Consider the following 16,206-nt stretch of genomic DNA (forward strand, 5'->3'; position numbering starts at 1 on the left):
GGCGGCTCAGAGACGGAGATAGCCGAACGCGCTCTGCCAGGTGCCACCGGCCTTGATCCGGCTGACCACCAGCCGCTGCAGCGAGGTGTCCTGCGGCAGCTCGTCCAGGGTGTCGGTGCCGTGGTGGCGGAAGGTGAAGAAGATCGCGCTGTCCTGGGCCTCTGTCGGTTTGCCGTACGGCGTGAACCGGCGGCCGAACCGGACCATGTTCGAGTCCGGCGCCAGGTTGTCCAGCAGGTACGGATCGATCAGCCACGACCACAGGATCGCCGTCTTCACCGGGTACTGCGGGAAGTACCGCGGGAAGAACTCACGCGCCTGCGCGAAGCTGTCGTCGACCGCCTCCGGTGTCAGCGGACCCCACTCCGGGATGTGCACGTTGAGCACCCACTCACCGGGCTCGGTGCCCGGGACCGGGTTGTCCGCCGGGACCTGGTACAGCTGGAACTGCAGCCGCCCGAGCGCGTAGATCTGCCCGGCCCAGTGGATCCGCAGCCACCAGTGCGTCTCCATGCCGTAGCTGCCGAAGGTCCGGCGATGGACCTTGAGCTGCTGACCGAGATCCGAGAGGGTCGCCCAGCTGATCTCGTCGCTGATCCCCAGCTCGGAGTGGAAGCGCCGGATGTCCGGCACCGTCTGGAGCAACGCCTGGACCGAGTTCCGCGGATCCTCGGGCATCTGCAGCTCCGGCTCGTCCTCGAACTTGCCGATCGCGGTGCGCAGTTGCCGGGCCAATGTGTCGACCGCCTCGCGGTCCGGAACGAACGCTTCGGTGGCCTCGCGGTCCTCGTCGCTGAATCCGAGCAGGCGGTACTCGTCGACTGTCGTCACTCGGCAACCGTATCCGATTCCGATGGAGCCAGAGACTTACGATCTAACCCGTGGTCACCTATCAGCGGTTCGCACCGCCGGACGACCTGCGCGATCTGGTCGAGCATGTCTGGCTGGTCGAGTCACCGCCGCTGGCCTCGCTGCGGCAGGACATCCTGATCCCGAACGGTCGTCCCGGCCTCGCGATCGCCCTCGCCGAACCAGGGACCCGGCACGACCCGCTCACGCTCACCGAGTGGCCCAACACCGCGTCGGTGTTCGGGATCATGACCCGCCCGCAGGTGATCGGCCAGACCGGTACGTCGAGCTATGCCGGGGTGGAGTTCAAGCCGTGGGGGATGGCTGCGCTCGGCCGTGACGACCGGCTCGTGGACGGCGTACTGCCGTTCTCCGACTGGGTCGGCGACAGTACGACGGCTGCTTTGGTCGAGGAGCTGCGTGGAGAGCCGTTCGGCCCGTCCCGCGCGGACCGGCTGGCTGCTTTCCTGAAGCCCCGGTTGACCGAGGTGCCTTCGCTGCCGCTGGTTGAGCAGGCGGTCGGCGTGATCGACGAGGCTCATGGCCGGACTACAGTCGCCGACGTCGCCGCTGCCACAGGTACGTCGTACAGCACGCTCTATCGGGTGTTCACGCGCAGCCTCGGGATCGGGCCGAAGCAGTACGCCGAGATCGTCCGGTACTACCACTTCGCCGGCGGGTTGATCGGAGGAGACGCGGCCGCGACGCTCTCGGCGCTGCACGGGTATTACGACCAGGCGCACGCGGCTCGCGACTTCAAGCGGTACACGGGCGTCAGCGCGAGCGCGTTCCGCGCGGTGCAGAACGGGATCGCCGCGCTGATGCATGGAAGATCCGTCCAAGACAGCGCGCGGCCCGGCGGGTGAGGATCGGATCCGAACCGACCGGAGAGGATCCGCTATGGGACGCATCGTCCACGTCGAACTCGTCGCCACCGACCACGAACGGGCCGCCGAGTTCTACACCAAGGTGTTCGGCTGGCAGGTGACGCCGGCGCCGGTGCCCGAGGGCTATCTGCTCGCGCAGACCGGCGCGGGGGAGGGGATCGACGGCGCGATCATGAGCAGCCGCTACCAGCAGCAGCCCACGATCGCGTGGATCGAGGTCGACGACCTCGAGGCGACGCTGGACGCCGCCCGCGGTGCGGGCGGCAGCCCGGAAGGCGAGATCCAGGAACTGCCCGGTGTCGGCCGGCTCTGCTACCTGCGCGACACCGAGGGAGTCCTGGTCGGCCTGCGTCAGCGTTCTTCGGCCAGCCCCAGGTAGAGGATGTTCGGGTCGGACGGGTTGAAGGCCACCGACGGGATGCCGTCGTTGCGGTTGTGCTGTTTGGACAGCTCGCCGGTGGACGGGCGGAAGCGGTACAGGTCGGCGCCGAAGCCGGCGAACGACGTGCCGTAGCTGAAGTAGAGCAGATCCGGGTCGGCCGGGCTTCCCCACATCCGGTTGCCGTTGATCAGCGTCGCCCGACTCTGGTCCAGCACCTCGCGGAACTTCAGCCCGCCGTCCGACGACTCCCAGATGAACCGCGTTGCACGGTCCCGGTCGTACCCCTCGACCCAGACCTTCGACGGGTCGGCCGGCGACATCGCCAGACTGAACGCGTTCACGCGCTCCACCGGCCGCGATCGGGTCCAGCCGAGGCCGCCGTCGAACGTGACGTAGACGCCGTCCGACATCACACCGACGACGACGTGGTCAGGGTTCCGCGGATCGATCACCGCGTCGTACGCGAAGAGATTCCGCGCCGGCAGTACGCCGGTCCGCGCCCAGGTGACGCCGTCGTCGTACGAGTCGTAGAGCTGGCCGTCGCCCGCGACGACGCGCAGTCGGCCGGGCTCGGAGGACAACGCGGCCAGTCCGTCGCCGTTCACCGGTCCCTGGACCGTGGTGACCGTGCCGCCTTTGACCCGGTGGATCGGCTGGTCGTTCACGCTGTAGATGTACGCCGTGTCGCCCGGTCCCGGCTGGACGTCGTACGTACTGAGATCGCCGGGTGTCTTGTCGAGTAGTTGCCAGCTGCAACCAGCGTCGCTGGACCGTTGGATGAGGTGCTGGCCGATGGTGATCAGGGTGTTCGGTTCCTGCAGCGCGGCGACCTTCGCGTACGTGACCGGGCGTAGTTTGCCCGTTGTCGGCGCGAGCACCTCGCCGTCGGACTCGGTGATCGTCACCGACCCGTCGCCGTACACGGTGTCGCAGTGTGGGCGGTTCCAGGACCACCCCGGCGTGGTGAAGGAGGCGTCGGCGGGCAGGGCCGATCCGAGGGAGGTCAGGAGGAGGGCGGCGGTTCCGAGGGCGAGGCGGCGTGAGGTCATGCCCTCATGTGTAAGTGCCTGCTGCGGTGCTGAGCCAGGCTTCCCGCTGACCGAGAACCGCCATGACGTAAAGCGGTCAGCCCGCCGCGGTGTCGATGTGCCGGGCCAGCACCAGGTCGTCCTCGGTGATGCCGCCGGCCTCGTGGCTGCTGACCCGGAAGGTGACCGTCGTGTAGCGGATGTCGATGTCCGGGTGGTGGTTCATCGACTCGGCCAGCTGCGCGACCGTCGCGACCAGCCGGATGCCGTCCAGGAACGCTTCCTTCGTCACGCTGCGGACCAGTTCGCTGTCCACGACCTTCCACTGCGGCAGGTGGTCGCGGATCGCAAGGTCGATCTGATCATCGGTCAGCAGCTCAGCCATGCCGTCACTCTAGTCCTCTCAGCACGCTCCGACGCAGGGCACTAGGTGCGGACGCGGGTGGCGGTGGAGAAGGCGAGGAGGGCGAGGACCGCGCCGGCGGTGATGATGGCGCCGAAGACCCAGGGTTGCGGATCGGAGGAGTTCAGAGCGAGCAGGGTGCCGCTGACGGCCAGGCCGGCCGCGATGCTCATCGTGCTCGCCATCTGGGCGGCGCTGCTGTTGCGACCCGAGTTGTTCTGATCCGACAGGTCCAGCGTGAGCACCGACAGGCTCGACGTACTCAGGCCCATCCCGATCCCGGCCGCCGTCCAGCCGATGAGGCCGATCCAGGTTGTCGCGTCGGTCCAGGCCAGCAGGGACGTGATCCCCAGTCCGATCGTCATGAACGCGAGGCCGGCCCGCAGTACGTTCACCCGCTGGATGCCATGCTCCCGACCCTGCAGCCACGACCCGAACGCCCAGCTTACCCCGGTGATCGACAGCGTCACACCGGCCTTCGACGGGCTGAAGTTGTGTAGCAGCGTGAGCAGCAGCGGCAGGTACGCGCTCACTACGGTGAACCCCGCCCCGCCGAGAGCTCGGACCGCTACCACCGCCGGGAAGCCGCGGCGTGCGACGAACGTCCCCTTCGGCATCACCCGTACGGCGGCCAGCCCGAGCACCGCCAACGCGACCAGGATCGCGACGCCGCAGATCACCGGGTGCGCCTCCAGGTGGTCACCGGCCAGCGTCATCGAGAACAGTGCGACCGACGCGGCGAGCGCCCACGGAAGTGCGGCCCGCCAGGCTTCGAGTTCAGCCACGTCCTCGGCACTGCGCTCCGGCGCCGGGGTCTTGAGCGACAGCCGCATGGCCGGACCCAGCAGCATCCAGCTCGGCACCAGCAGTACGACGGCCCCCAGGAAGACCCACCGCCACCCGAACTGCTCGGTCACCAGACCGGTCAGCACCGGACCGAGGACCGACGGCAGGATCCACATCGCCGCGAACAACGAGAACATCCGCGGCCGCAGTACGGCGGGCAGCGCGCGGGCGACCAGCACCATCAGCGAGACATCCAGCAGTCCCTCGGCCAGGCCACTGAGGAGCCGGCCGGCGACGACCATCGGCATCCCCGTCGCAGTACCGACGAGCAACTGCGCGACCGCGAAAGCGACCGCGCCCGCCCGCAGTGTCGGGATCGGGCCGCGCCGATCGGACCACAGCCCGGCGATCGCGAGCGAGATCAGGTAGCTCGCATTCGGGGCTGCGTTCGCCAGGCCGAAGCTGCCGAGTGCGTCGAACTCCCGGACCATCGTGGGCAACGCCGTACCGACCGCGCGGTTCTCGAACGCGCCGAGGGTGACGAGTCCGATCACGCCCAGCACGAGCGGCAGGTGGCGGCCGCTGAAGAGGCGCTCACGGGTCATGGGGTCGCTGCCGGTGGAGGCGGTCGCAGTCATGACCGCAATGCTCAAGGTTCAAGCGCACTCGAGGTCAAGCGGATTCAGGTACGACGGCCGTCCGGGAGCCGGAAGACCAGCACCAGGACGCGCAGTACGAGCACCGCGGAGATCACCAGCAGGTTGTAGCCGAACAGCTGGAACAGGCTCATCGACGCGGTCACCTTCGGTCCGCCCGGCGTACCCAGCAACAGCACCGCCATCAGGCCCGCGGTAGCGCCGAGGATCGCGAGCAGGGCCTGATGCAGCAGGCCGGTGATGTGCCGCCGGTCCCGGTCATCGGCGAACAGCCGTACGTTGAGCCCCAGCCGCCCGCTCTCCGCTGCCGCCGCGATCCGGTCGATCCGCCGCGGCAACCGGCGCAACATCGGCAGCAACGTGGCGAGTTCCTCGGTCGCCGTACGACGCAACGCCTCGGGCGCAAGGCGATCGGTGACATGGGCGGCGGCGAACTGGCGGGACGAGGAGACCAGGTCGAAGCCGGGGGAGATCCGCGAGATGGTGCCCTCGATCGTCGCCAGCGCCCGGAACACCGCGGCCACCTCCGGCGGCACGCCGAGTTCGTGCGTGGTGATGATCGCGAACAGGTCGTTGAACATGGCAGGCCCGAGCGATACCCCGGCAGCGAGGTGGCGGGTCATGAACTGGCCGACGGCGCGCTCCAGGCTGCGCTCGTCGATCACGTCCGGGCGGTAGACGATCTCCAGCAGTGCGTCGGTCGCGGCGACCGGGTCACCGTGGTCGATCGCGAGCAGGAACCGCTGCAGCGCCTCGCGGGTGGCCGGATCCAGCCGGCCGACCGAGCCGAGGTCGAGCATGCCGATCCGGCCGTCGGTCAGGAGCAGGAAGTTGCCCGGGTGCGGGTCGGCGTGGAAGACCCCGTCGATCGCGACCTGGCCGAGCAGGCAGTCGAACAGCACCCGGCCCAGCCGGGCCGCGTCCAGGCCGCGCTCGGCGATCGCCGTCGCCGCACCGCCCAGGCCGATGCCGTCGAGCCGCTGCATGGTCAGAACCCGATGGGTCGACTGCTGCGGGTAGAGCTCGGGCACGACCAGTTCGTTGGTGGAGGCAACTGATTGGCCGGCCGCGACCGCGGTCATGTTGCCGGCCTCGACGGTGAAGTCGAGCTCCTCGCGCATCGCCTCGGCGAACCCGTCGGCGAGGGCGCGGACGCCCATCGACCGGCCCCAGTCGGTGTTCCGCTCGAGCAACCGGGCGAGCCGGCGGACGATGTCCAGGTCCCGCTCGACGATCGAGGTGATGCCGGGCCGCTGGACCTTCACGACCACCCGAGGACCGTCGGGCGTGCGCAGCCGGGCGGTGTGGACCTGGGCGACCGAGGCGGCCGCCAGTGGTTCGGTGTCGAAGTCGGCGTACACCTGGTGCGGTGGGGCGCCGAGCTCTTCGATGATGACCTGCTCGATCTGCGGCCAGGGCGTGGGGGAGGCCTGGTCCTGCAGGCGACTCAGCTCGGTGGCGACCGAGGGCGGGATGACGTCGCTGCGGGTGGACAGTACCTGGCCGAGCTTGACGAAGGTGACGCCGGCCTCGTCCAGGGCGAGCCGCAGCGATCGGGCCAGCTCGGCCTGGCCGGCGGCGTTCTCCCGGCCGGGGCGGCGCCGGCCACGCAGGTACGGCCCGAGGCCGTGCCGGATCGCGATCCGGAGGATCTGCAGGTAGCGGCGGGTGCGGGCGACCCGGCCGGCCAGATCACGCCGCAGATCCCGGGCCCGGGGCAACGACCCGGTCGGCACCAGGGCCTCGGACAAGACCAGGAACACCAGCCCGCTGAGGACGGAGCAGACCGCTGTGAGGGCGAGGAAGGACATCGCTGCGCCGGTGGAGATGTCGACGGGCGGCGGGCCGGCCAGCGCGTTCATCAGCGGGCTGAAGACGGTGAGGGTGAGCGCGGCGCCGAGCACCATCCGCACCAGCCCGAACCGAACCCCGAGCAGCCGCTGCGACACCGGCACGAAGATCGCCATGAAGATGCCGATGCTGATCAGGCCGAAGATCACCACGTCCATGCCAGGCACCCTAGGGGCTCGACAGGCCCACCCAACTCCCCCACACGAGCGACCGGCGCCCTGACTTGTCCCCCCACCGCCTCCCCCGAACGGGCCACCACCCCCAGGGGCACGCGGACGAGACGAGAGCCCCGGCCGGGTGGGCCGGGGCTCTCGGAGGTGTCGATCAGGCGGGGCGGCGGCGGATCTTGTTGCCGAGCCAGACGATCGGGTCGTACTTGCGGTCGGCGACGCGCTCCTTCATCGGGATCAGCGCGTTGTCGGTGATCTTGATGTGCTCGGGGCACACCTCCGTGCAGCACTTGGTGATGTTGCAGAAGCCCAGGCCGTGCTGCTCCTGGGCCGCGTGCTGCCGGTCGGCCGCGTCGAGCGGGTGCATGTCCAGCTCGGCGATCCGCATCAGGAACCGCGGACCGGAGAAGCTCTCCTTGTTCTCCTCGTGGTCGCGGATCACGTGACAGGTGTCCTGGCACAGGAAGCACTCGATGCACTTGCGGAACTCCTGCGAGCGCTCCACATCGACCTGCTGCATCCGGTAGTCGCCCGGCTTCACGTCCGCCGGCGGCTTGAAGGCCGGGATCTCGCGGGCCTTCTGGTAGTTGAACGACACGTCGGTGACGAGGTCGCGGATCACCGGGAAGGTGCGCATCGGCGTCACCGTGACGACCTCGTCCTCGGCGAACGTGTTCATCCGGCACATGCACATCAGCTTCGGCATGCCGTTGATCTCGGCGCTGCAGGAGCCGCACTTGCCGGCCTTGCAGTTCCACCGCACCGCCATGTCCGGCGTCTGGGTCGCCTGCAGCCGGTGGATGACGTCGAGGACGACCTCGCCCTCGTTCACCTCGACCTCGTAGTCCTTCAGCTCGCCGCCGTCGGAGTCACCCCGCCAGACGCGGAATTTGCCCTTGTAACTCATTTGGCCGGCAGCTCCTCATCCGTCAGGTACTTCGTCAGCTCGTCGAGCTCGAACAGTTCGAGCAGGTCCTCGCGCATCGGGATCTGCTGCTCTTCGGTCACGTTCACGCCGCCGTCGGCATCGAGTGCGCAGACCAGCAGCTTCTTGCGCCACTCGGCGTTCATGCCCGGGTAGTCGTCGCGGGTGTGACCGCCGCGGGACTCCTGCCGCCGCAACGCGGCCTTGGCCACGCACTCGGACACGGTCAGCATGTTGCGCAGGTCGAGCGCCAGGTGCCATCCGGGGTTGAACTGGCGGTGGCCCTCCACCGTCATCTTCGCGATCCGGCCGCGGAACTCGGCCAGCCGGCCGAGCGCCTGCTCCATCTCCTCTTCCTTGCGGATGATGCCGACCAGGTCGTTCATCGACTGCTGCAGTTCCTGGTGGATCGAGTACGGGTTCTCGCCGCCCTCGAGCTCGAACGGTGCCAGCGCCTCGATCGCCGCGGCGTCGATGTCCGCCTCGTCGATCTTCGGCCGCTCCTGCAGCGAGTCGACGTACACCGCCGCACCCATGCCCGCGCGCCGCCCGAAGACGAGCAGGTCGGACAGCGAGTTGCCGCCCAGCCGGTTCGACCCGTGCATGCCGCCCGCGACCTCACCGGCCGCGAACAGACCGGGGACCTTCGAGGACGCGGTGTCCGGGTCGACCTCGACGCCACCCATCACGTAGTGACAGGTCGGGCCGACCTCCATCGGCTCGGCGGTGATGTCGACGTCGGCCAGCTCCTTGAACTGGTGGTGCATCGACGGCAGCCGGCGAGTGATCTCCTCGGCCGGGAGCCGCGACGACACGTCCAGGAAGACACCGCCGTGCGGCGTACCGCGGCCGGCCTTGACCTCGGAGTTGATCGCCCGGGCGACCTCGTCGCGAGGCAGCAGCTCCGGTGGACGCCGGTTGTTGTCCGGGTCCTTGTACCAGCGGTCCGCCTCGTCCTCGGTCTCCGCGTACTGCGCCCGGAACACGTCGGGCACGTACTCGAACATGAACCGCTTGCCCTCGGAGTTCTTCAGTACGCCGCCGTCACCGCGCACCGACTCGGTGACCAGGATCCCCTTCACCGACGGCGGCCAGACCATGCCGGTCGGGTGGAACTGGATGAACTCCATGTTGATCAGCGTCGCGCCGGCCCGCATCGCCAGCGCGTGCCCGTCACCGGTGTACTCCCAGGAGTTCGAGGTGACCTTGAAGGACTTGCCGACACCGCCGGTCGCCAGCACCACCGCGGGCGCGTCGAACAGGATGAACCGGCCGGACTCGCGCCAGTAGCCGAAGGCACCGGAGATCGCGTCCCCGTCCTTCAGCAACTCGGTGACGGTGCACTCGGCGTACACCTTGAGGTTGGCCTCGTAGTCGCCGGTGGCCTCGAAGTCCTCCTGCTGCAGCGAGACGATCTTCTGCTGCAGGGTGCGGATCAGCTCCAGGCCGGTGCGGTCGCCGACGTGCGCGAGCCGCGGGTAGGTGTGGCCGCCGAAGTTGCGCTGGCTGATCCGGCCGTCCGGCGTGCGGTCGAACAGCGCGCCGTACGTCTCCAGTTCCCAGACCCGGTCGGGGGCTTCCTGCGCGTGCAGTTCGGCCATCCGCCAGTTGTTCAGGAACTTGCCGCCGCGCATCGTGTCGCGGTAGTGGACCTGCCAGTTGTCGTTGGAGTTCGCGTTGCCCATCGCCGCCGCGCAGCCGCCCTCGGCCATCACGGTGTGCGCCTTGCCGAACAGCGACTTGCACACGATCGCGGTGCGCTTGCCCTGCTCGCGGGCCTCGATCGCCGCGCGCAGACCGGCGCCGCCGGCCCCGATCACGACGACGTCGTAGGTGTGTCGTTCCAGCTCAGTCATGAAGTCTTCAGATCCCGTGGGTCAGTTGATGAAGCGCAGGTCGGAGAACCAGTCGGCCGACAGTCCCATGATGTAGGCGTCGGTGAGGATCACGGTGAACAGCGACGCCATCGCGAACGTGCCGTGCTTCGGGTTCAGCTTGGACACGAAGGTCCAGTACCGGTAGCGCAGCGGATGCTTGGAGAAGTTCTTCAGCCGGCCGCCGACGATGTGCCGGCAGGCGTGGCAGGACAACGTGTACAGCCACAGCATCACCAGGTTGACCCAGATGATCAGCGTGCCAAGGCCGATGCCGAAACCACCGTCCTTGCCGTGGAAGGCCTGGATACCGTCGTAGACGTTGAGCAGACCGAAGACCAGTGCGCCGTAGAAGAAGTAGCGGTGCAGGTTCAGCGCGACCAGCGGGAACTTGGTCTCACCGGTGTAGCTCTTGTGCGGCTCCGGGACCGCGCAGGCGGCCGGCGCGAAGAACAGCGACCGGTAGCCCGCCTTGCGGTAGTAGTAACAGGTGCCGCGGAAGCCGGCCAGCACCACGAAGGTGATCAGGCTCAACGGCAGCCAGCGCGGGAATCCGCCGAACCAGGTGCCGAGGTGGCTGGAGCCTTCGACACACGAGCTGCTCAGGCAGGGCGAGTACAGCGGGGTGAGGTAGTGGAAATCGTCGACCCAGTACCACTTGCCCATGAAGATGCGGACCGTCGCATAGGCGATGAAGAAGAGAAGGATCACACCGATCCGCAGCGGTGCCAGCCACCACCGGTCGGTTCTTGCGGTCTTGAGGCCGATCTGTGCGCGACCGGGTGCGTCTACTCCCGTCGCCATCAGGGAGCGTGCCTGTCGGGCGCGCCGAAGCCTTCGTGCTCCGCGTCTGTCCACATGGACGCGTCATACTCCACGTCGGGAATCTCCTCGAGTTCCTCCGGAACGGGTCCGGGTCTGTGACGGGGGTCGGGAGGGCCGAGCTCAGCCAAGTCGTCGTTCAGCCGGGCCACATCCGACACCAACCGGCGGATGCCGAGAGTGTCACCGTACTCCTGACTGAGTTTGCCGACGGACGTGTGTAGTGCCTCGAGCGCGCGGACGACTGCGGCAACGCCGCTGTTGCCTTCACCCATGCCGACTCCAGTAGTTGTCTTGTGGCTGTCAGTATGGGCACACTTTGCCTCTGCGGGGCGCCCAACGGAAGACCCCTCGGTACGGCGTGTTTCCAGTTAGGGTTACCTCAGTTGCCGACCGCCGTCGGGTGGAGTAATGGAGCGAATCCGGCCTTCAGTACAACGAGATTCGCCGGTGGGGTGAGCACCTCCACCTCACGCAGTCCGGGCGGCCGGCGGGCCTCGCCGTACCCGTCCCAGGACCAGGGCAGCACCTGGTGGCCGAGCACGAGCGCCGGGCGGCCGTCGTACCGGATCATCGCTCCGTCAGGGAGTTCGCCGAGGTTCTGGACGGTGGTGCGTTGTCGCCGGGTGCGTGGCTCGACACGTTCGAGATGCAGTTGGGCGTCCATCGCCGCGGCGCGCGGGCGCTCGTCGAGACCGCGGCCGGTCGCCCAGGCGCCGGCGTACAGCAGGAAGTCCCTGCGGCGGCAGTAATGACAGGGCCGATGGCCGGCCGCGAGCGCGACCGCCTCGTCGAAGAAGAACAGTGCTGTCCAGCGCCCCGGCGGCATCGGATCGCGCCGAACCCCCTTCCAGTCAAGGACGCAGCAGATCCAGGCCTTGGAGCGCCAGCGCGTCGTCCCGAGGCGGCGGTCGGGGCTGTGCAGCGAGCCGCGGTTGCCCATCAGCAGGCCGCGGCCGGCGTCGGCCACGATCTCCTGCGTCGGCAAAACCCTGTTCTGCAACGGCATGCAGGTCATCCTGCCCGAGGCCGGGGACAGTTCTCCTTGTATATCTGGCAGAGTCGCCCCGTGCAGATCGTGGTAGGAGTCGCCGTCGTCAGGGACGGCCGGGTGCTGGCGGCGTACCGGCCCGATCCCGACGGTGGCTGGGAGTTCCCGGGCGGCAAGGTCGAGCCGGGGGAGACCGAGGAGCAGGCGGCGGTCCGGGAGATCCGCGAGGAGCTCGACCTGGAGATCAAGGTCGGCGAGTCGCTCGGGCCGGCGGTGGACATCTCCGAGCGCTACCGCCTGCGCGTCTACCGGGCGTCGATCGTTGCCGGCGACCCGGTACTGCGGGAACACGACGAGCTCCGGTGGTTCGCCCCGGCCGAACTGGACGAGGCGGACTGGCTGATCCCGGACCGGCCGTTCGTCCGGCGGCTCCGCGACCTGCTCTGAGTGGCAGACATCACACCCTCACCGGCCCGCTCGGGCCTGGCGGTCGCGACGGTCGCGGTTTGTATGGGTCAACTGTATGGGTTGTACCTGGTGAGCGGTCTGGACCAGCCGGAGAATCGTGACCGTTACTTTCCGGGGAGGAGTACAGGCATGTCGGTGTACCAGGCCGTTCCCGCGGTACGGCGGGAAGACATCGCGCCGGAGCTGGTCTGCGAGGTGTACGAGCTGGGATCGCGGCGTCGTACCCCCGCGGCGGCGAAGGAGCTGACCAGTCGCCAGGTGGCGATCGGCCGGATGATGTCCACCGGTGCCAAGGACGCGGCGATCGCCCGCGAACTCGGCCTCTCGCTGCGGACCGTCCGGTCCGAGATCAGCGCGCTGATCGCCGGTCTCGGTGCCAGGTCCCGCTTCCAGGCCGGCTGTCTGCTCGTCCGCCGGTTCGGCTGATCTCTTCCCCGGGCTTCGGGTCCGGGGAAGACCGGCGCTGCGGACCCGGCTGACCACCCATTCAGCCGCTGACCCCCCTGTGTGCAGCGCCGGACCCGTCGCGGCCCGGCGATGCCCGGGCCTCAACCAGGCGCACCGCCCGGGCCGCGACCCGGGTCGTCGCCGGGCCGCGACGGCCCTCGGCGGCGAGCCATGAAAAGCGCGCGAAAGCTGTCGGCGGGCCGACGTAGGCTTTCGGCATGAGTGAGCTACCTGACCGCCGGCTGCTGCTGGTGCACGCCCACCCGGACGACGAGACCATCAACAACGGCGTGACGATGGCGCGCTATGTGGCCGAGGGAGCCGCCGTCACGCTGATCACCTGCACGCTCGGTGAAGAGGGTGAGGTGCTCGTCCCGGACCTCGAACACCTGGCCGCCGATCAGGCCGATCAGCTCGGTGAGCACCGGATCGGCGAGCTCGCCGCCGCGATGGCCGAGCTCGGCGTCACCGACCACCGCTGGCTCGGCAGCGCCGGGAAGTACCGCGACACCGGGATGATCTACAACGACGAGGGCAACGCCGCCGTCCCGCTGGAGACCCGCAAGGACAGCTTCTGGCAGGCCGACCTGCTCGCCGCGGCCGACGATCTGGTCCCGGTCATCCGCGAGGTCCGCCCGCAGGTCCTGGTGACGTACGACGAGTACGGGAACTACGGCCACCCCGACCACATCAAGGCCCATCGCGTCGCGACGTACGCCGCTGCCCTGGCGGCCGCCCCGTCGTACCGGGAGGACCTCGGCGAGGCGTGGGACATCGCGAAGATCTACTGGATCGCGATGGCGGAGTCGCGGATGCGGGAGAGCCTGCGCCGGCTGCGCGAGGCCGGTGACACGACGACGTTCGAGGGCATGGATCCGGACGGTCCGATGGGCCCGCCGATCACGCCGGACCGGCTGATCAACTGCGTGATCGACGGCGACGAGTTCCTGGATCGCAAGATGAACGCGATGAAGGCGCACGCCACCCAGATCACCGTCGACGGGCCGTTCTTCGCGCTGTCCAACAACAACGGCAATCAGGTCTGGGCCTCGGAGTCGTACCGCTTGGTCAAGGGCACCGCGGCGCCCGGCCCGGACGGCCTCGAGCACGACCTGTTCGCGGGGCTGTAGGACGGACCGCGCGGGCGTGACCGTTCCCACACGCTCGGTTGAGGCATCAACCTTCCGGCGGGCATAGTCTGCAATGGTGTCCTCGTCGGAGCCCAGTGGGAGTGTCGCGCCCGCCGACTTCCGTGCTGCGCTCGGCCGGTTCGCCTCCGGCATCACGATCATGAGCACGCTCCAGGACGGCGTCGCGCACGCGATGACGGCGAACGCGTTCACGTCACTCTCGCTCGACCCGCCACTGGTGCTGGTCTGTGTCGACAAGGGTGTCCGGATGCACGCCGCCGTACTCGACTGTGGCTACTGGGCCGCCTCGGTGCTTGCCGGCGATCAGCAGCCGATCGCGGACCGGTTCGCCCGCTCCGGCCGGGATCTGTACAGCCAGTTCGACGGGATCACGACGTCGGCCGGCCCGAAGACCGGCTGCGCGCTGCTGGAGGGGGCTCTGTCCTGGCTCGAGTGCCGGACCTGGGCGACGTACGACGGCGGCGACCACACCATCGTGGTCGGTGAGGTGCTGAGCCTCGGCCTGGGCGAGCCGGCCGATCCGAGCGCGCTGATCTACCACGCGAGTCACTACCGGAAACTGCCCGGAGCCTGAGCGTTACCGCGCATGTCGCGCGGCTACGGGCAAGCCGGGGCATGTCGGGGCACCCCGGGCCAGGGCGGGCCCGCCCCGGCGGCAGAAGAGGCCTGATTCGTCCCGTAAGATGTGCCCTCGTGTCCCGAGCGGACGCGGCCTGTACACGGTTTGAGTGGAGGACTCTGTCCGGTGGGGAAGAAGCAGCTAGCGGGGATCATCGCCGCTGCTGGGCTTGGCGTGCTCATAGTGGGCTACGGCGCGGCGTTCGCGTTCGCGGGCGACAAGATTCCCGGTGACACCACGGTGCTCGGCATCCCGGTCGGCGGGATGTCCGAGGGCGATGCCAAGGCCAAGCTCGAGGCCGGGCTGAAGGACCGCCTGGCCCAGCCGATGCCCCTCAAGGCAGGCCAGTCCAAGTTCGAGGTGCAGCCGGCCGATGCCGGCCTCAGCCTGAACCTGGACGCCACCGTCGACGCCGCGGGTGCGGGCCGCAGCCTCGCCCCCGGCCACATCTGGCAGGCCCTGACCGGCGGTGACGCGGTCGACCCGGTGGTCACCGCGGACGACGCGAAGCTGAAAGCGGCTGTCGACAAGCTCGCCACCCAGGTGAACCGTTCGGCCACCGAAGGCAGCATCACCTTCAAGGAAGCCACGCCGGTCCAGCACGCGCCCGCCGAGGGCCTCCAGTTGGACAACGCGAAGGCAGCGGACGCGCTCGTCGCCGCCTACCCGGCCGGTGATACCCCCGCCGACCTGCCGGTCAACGTGACCAGGCCGCAGGCCGGCACGGACGCGATGGACAAGGCCCTGAAGGACTTCGCTGAACCGGCCATGTCCGGCCCGGTCCGGCTGACGGTCGGCGACAAGTCGGCCGAGCTTCGGCCGAAGGAGTTCGGACCCGCGCTGACGGTGACCGTGAAGGACGGTAACGCCACCCCGGCGTTGAACACGAAGATGCTCGAGCCGCTGTTCCAGGAGCGGTTCAAGACGCTGGAGACGCTGCCCAAGGACGCCACGGTCCAGATCGTCGGGACCGCGCCGAAGGTCGTCCCGGCCGTCGACGGCATGGTGGTCGACCGGGCCAAGGTCGGACCCGCGATCCTCGCCGCGCTGCCGAAGCCGCCAGGGGAGCGGCGGGCCGCGGTCGGGCTGACCCACACCAAGGCGAAGGTGACCACCGAGGCTGCTGCCGCGCTCGGGATCAAGGAAGTGATGGGGGAGTTCACCACCAGCTTCCCGCACGCGCCGTACCGGAACGTGAACATCGGCACCGCGGCGGCCAAGATCAACGGCACGCTGGTGAAGCCCGGCGACACGTTCAGCCTGAACAAGATCGTCGGCGAGCGGACCAAGGAGAACGGCTTCACCGAGGGCAACATCATCAGCGGCGGCAAGTTCGTGCTCGACCTCGGGGGCGGTGTCTCGCAGTCGGCCACGACCACCTTCAACGCGGCGTTCTTCGCCGGGCTGAAGGATGTCGAGCACAAGGCGCACAGCGTCTACATCAGCCGCTACCCGATCGGCCGCGAAGCGACCGTGGCCTGGCCGGCGGTCGACATGAAGTTCCTCAACGACTCCGGGCACGGGGTGCTGGTGCAGACGATCTTCAAGGCGTCGACGCCGGGCAGTGCGGGCAGCATCACGGTGAAGATCTGGGGCACCAAGGTCTGGGACATCACCGCCGGCCAGTCCGGCAAGCGGAACCCGCGCGCACCGAAGGTGGTCTACAACCCCGATCCCAAGTGCCGGCCGCAGGCGCCGACCCCCGGGTTCGACATCACGGTCTACCGGTACTTCGCGAAGAACGGAGTACGGCAGAAGACCGAGTCGTTCGTCACGAAGTACAACGCGGCCGACGACATCCGCTGTGGGCCCAAGCCCGGCACCACGCCGCCGCCTCCCGGCACCAGCACGCCACCAGGCGTGAACAAGCCCACCCGCCCGCCGAACTGATCCGGGC

17 protein-coding genes are annotated in these 16,206 nt (G+C 68.8%); 7 read left to right on the top strand and 10 right to left on the bottom strand.

Annotated features, from left to right (window positions below):
* Window positions 1-6: 6 nt before the first annotated feature.
* Window positions 7-831, bottom strand: a complete 825-nt coding sequence (locus tag OG817_RS01935; RefSeq protein WP_360441540.1) for an acyltransferase domain-containing protein — start codon at window positions 829-831, stop codon at window positions 7-9.
* Between the two features lie 50 nt (window positions 832-881).
* Between OG817_RS01935 and OG817_RS01940 the strand changes: the two genes are divergently transcribed.
* Both OG817_RS01940 and OG817_RS01945 read left to right on the top strand, forming a co-directional pair.
* Entirely contained in the window at window positions 882-1,715 is an 834-nt protein-coding gene (locus OG817_RS01940; protein ID WP_406051743.1) for a helix-turn-helix domain-containing protein, read from the top strand.
* 34 nt (window positions 1,716-1,749) lie between these two features.
* The gene (locus OG817_RS01945) at window positions 1,750-2,115 is read left to right on the top strand and encodes a VOC family protein (protein WP_406051744.1); all 366 of its coding nucleotides are present in this window, start codon (window positions 1,750-1,752) and stop codon (window positions 2,113-2,115) included.
* Here the strand turns inward: OG817_RS01945 and OG817_RS01950 are convergent.
* The 9 genes from OG817_RS01950 to OG817_RS01990 form a co-directional block, all read right to left on the bottom strand.
* Window positions 2,088-3,167 carry a WD40/YVTN/BNR-like repeat-containing protein gene (locus OG817_RS01950; RefSeq protein WP_406051746.1) on the bottom strand — a complete coding sequence of 360 codons (1,080 nt, stop codon included), beginning with the start codon at window positions 3,165-3,167 and terminating at the stop codon, window positions 2,088-2,090. The genes OG817_RS01945 and OG817_RS01950 overlap by 28 nt on opposite strands.
* Before the next feature lie 76 nt (window positions 3,168-3,243).
* The gene (locus OG817_RS01955; protein WP_396396271.1) at window positions 3,244-3,531 is read right to left on the bottom strand and encodes a 4a-hydroxytetrahydrobiopterin dehydratase; all 288 of its coding nucleotides are present in this window, start codon (window positions 3,529-3,531) and stop codon (window positions 3,244-3,246) included.
* A gap of 41 nt (window positions 3,532-3,572) precedes the next feature.
* The gene (locus OG817_RS01960; protein WP_406051748.1) at window positions 3,573-4,973 is read right to left on the bottom strand and encodes an MFS transporter; all 1,401 of its coding nucleotides are present in this window, start codon (window positions 4,971-4,973) and stop codon (window positions 3,573-3,575) included.
* Between the two features lie 44 nt (window positions 4,974-5,017).
* Window positions 5,018-7,000, bottom strand: a complete 1,983-nt coding sequence (locus tag OG817_RS01965) for an ABC1 kinase family protein (RefSeq protein WP_406051749.1) — start codon at window positions 6,998-7,000, stop codon at window positions 5,018-5,020.
* Window positions 7,001-7,166: 166 nt separating this feature from the next.
* A complete protein-coding gene (locus OG817_RS01970) occupies window positions 7,167-7,919 on the bottom strand; it encodes a succinate dehydrogenase/fumarate reductase iron-sulfur subunit (protein WP_131359268.1) in 753 nt (250 codons plus the stop codon).
* On the bottom strand, window positions 7,916-9,793 hold the full coding sequence (locus OG817_RS01975; RefSeq protein WP_360441501.1) for a fumarate reductase/succinate dehydrogenase flavoprotein subunit: 1,878 nt from the start codon (window positions 9,791-9,793) through the stop codon (window positions 7,916-7,918). Before OG817_RS01975 ends, OG817_RS01970 begins: the two co-directional genes overlap by 4 nt.
* A gap of 21 nt (window positions 9,794-9,814) precedes the next feature.
* A complete protein-coding gene (locus OG817_RS01980) occupies window positions 9,815-10,615 on the bottom strand; it encodes a hypothetical protein (protein ID WP_396396256.1) in 801 nt (266 codons plus the stop codon).
* Window positions 10,615-10,908, bottom strand: coding sequence for a hypothetical protein (locus OG817_RS01985; RefSeq protein ID WP_131359262.1), 294 nt, complete (start codon window positions 10,906-10,908; stop codon window positions 10,615-10,617). The genes OG817_RS01980 and OG817_RS01985 overlap by 1 nt, the downstream gene beginning before the upstream one ends.
* Window positions 10,909-11,015: 107 nt before the next feature.
* Complete coding sequence (locus OG817_RS01990) at window positions 11,016-11,642, bottom strand: hypothetical protein (protein WP_406051752.1); 627 nt, start codon at window positions 11,640-11,642, stop codon at window positions 11,016-11,018.
* A gap of 60 nt (window positions 11,643-11,702) precedes the next feature.
* On the opposite strand from OG817_RS01990, the gene OG817_RS01995 reads away from it, so the two are divergent.
* The 5 genes from OG817_RS01995 to OG817_RS02015 all read left to right on the top strand — a co-directional run bounded on the left by OG817_RS01995 (window position 11,703) and on the right by OG817_RS02015 (window position 16,199).
* Window positions 11,703-12,071 carry a (deoxy)nucleoside triphosphate pyrophosphohydrolase gene (locus tag OG817_RS01995; protein ID WP_406051753.1) on the top strand — a complete coding sequence of 123 codons (369 nt, stop codon included), beginning with the start codon at window positions 11,703-11,705 and terminating at the stop codon, window positions 12,069-12,071.
* A gap of 150 nt (window positions 12,072-12,221) precedes the next feature.
* On the top strand, window positions 12,222-12,518 hold the full coding sequence (locus OG817_RS02000; RefSeq protein ID WP_396396251.1) for a response regulator transcription factor: 297 nt from the start codon (window positions 12,222-12,224) through the stop codon (window positions 12,516-12,518).
* A 239-nt stretch (window positions 12,519-12,757) separates the two neighbouring features.
* Window positions 12,758-13,669, top strand: coding sequence for an N-acetyl-1-D-myo-inositol-2-amino-2-deoxy-alpha-D-glucopyranoside deacetylase (gene mshB / locus OG817_RS02005; protein WP_406051755.1), 912 nt, complete (start codon window positions 12,758-12,760; stop codon window positions 13,667-13,669).
* Between the two features lie 76 nt (window positions 13,670-13,745).
* A complete protein-coding gene (locus OG817_RS02010; protein ID WP_406051757.1) occupies window positions 13,746-14,264 on the top strand; it encodes a flavin reductase family protein in 519 nt (172 codons plus the stop codon).
* A gap of 171 nt (window positions 14,265-14,435) precedes the next feature.
* Window positions 14,436-16,199: a VanW family protein gene (locus OG817_RS02015; RefSeq protein WP_406051758.1), complete on the top strand. Its 1,764-nt coding sequence runs from the start codon at window positions 14,436-14,438 to the stop codon at window positions 16,197-16,199.
* The last annotated feature ends 7 nt before the right edge of the window (window positions 16,200-16,206 follow it).

This window comes from Kribbella sp. NBC_00889 (assembly GCF_045207705.1).
Taxonomy (GTDB): domain Bacteria; phylum Actinomycetota; class Actinomycetes; order Propionibacteriales; family Kribbellaceae; genus Kribbella.

Coding starts and splice junctions, on each gene's coding strand:
- OG817_RS01945 (WP_406051744.1), top strand. CDS start 1,750: ATGGGACGCATCGTCCACGTCGAACTCGTCGCCACCGACCACGAACGG.
- OG817_RS01950 (WP_406051746.1), bottom strand. CDS start 3,167: ATGACCTCACGCCGCCTCGCCCTCGGAACCGCCGCCCTCCTCCTGACC.
- OG817_RS01955 (WP_396396271.1), bottom strand. CDS start 3,531: ATGGCTGAGCTGCTGACCGATGATCAGATCGACCTTGCGATCCGCGAC.
- OG817_RS01960 (WP_406051748.1), bottom strand. CDS start 4,973: ATGACTGCGACCGCCTCCACCGGCAGCGACCCCATGACCCGTGAGCGC.
- OG817_RS01965 (WP_406051749.1), bottom strand. CDS start 7,000: ATGGACGTGGTGATCTTCGGCCTGATCAGCATCGGCATCTTCATGGCG.
- OG817_RS01970 (WP_131359268.1), bottom strand. CDS start 7,919: ATGAGTTACAAGGGCAAATTCCGCGTCTGGCGGGGTGACTCCGACGGC.
- OG817_RS01975 (WP_360441501.1), bottom strand. CDS start 9,793: ATGACTGAGCTGGAACGACACACCTACGACGTCGTCGTGATCGGGGCC.
- OG817_RS01980 (WP_396396256.1), bottom strand. CDS start 10,615: ATGGCGACGGGAGTAGACGCACCCGGTCGCGCACAGATCGGCCTCAAG.
- OG817_RS01985 (WP_131359262.1), bottom strand. CDS start 10,908: ATGGGTGAAGGCAACAGCGGCGTTGCCGCAGTCGTCCGCGCGCTCGAG.
- OG817_RS01990 (WP_406051752.1), bottom strand. CDS start 11,642: ATGCCGTTGCAGAACAGGGTTTTGCCGACGCAGGAGATCGTGGCCGAC.
- OG817_RS02000 (WP_396396251.1), top strand. CDS start 12,222: ATGTCGGTGTACCAGGCCGTTCCCGCGGTACGGCGGGAAGACATCGCG.
- mshB (WP_406051755.1), top strand. CDS start 12,758: ATGAGTGAGCTACCTGACCGCCGGCTGCTGCTGGTGCACGCCCACCCG.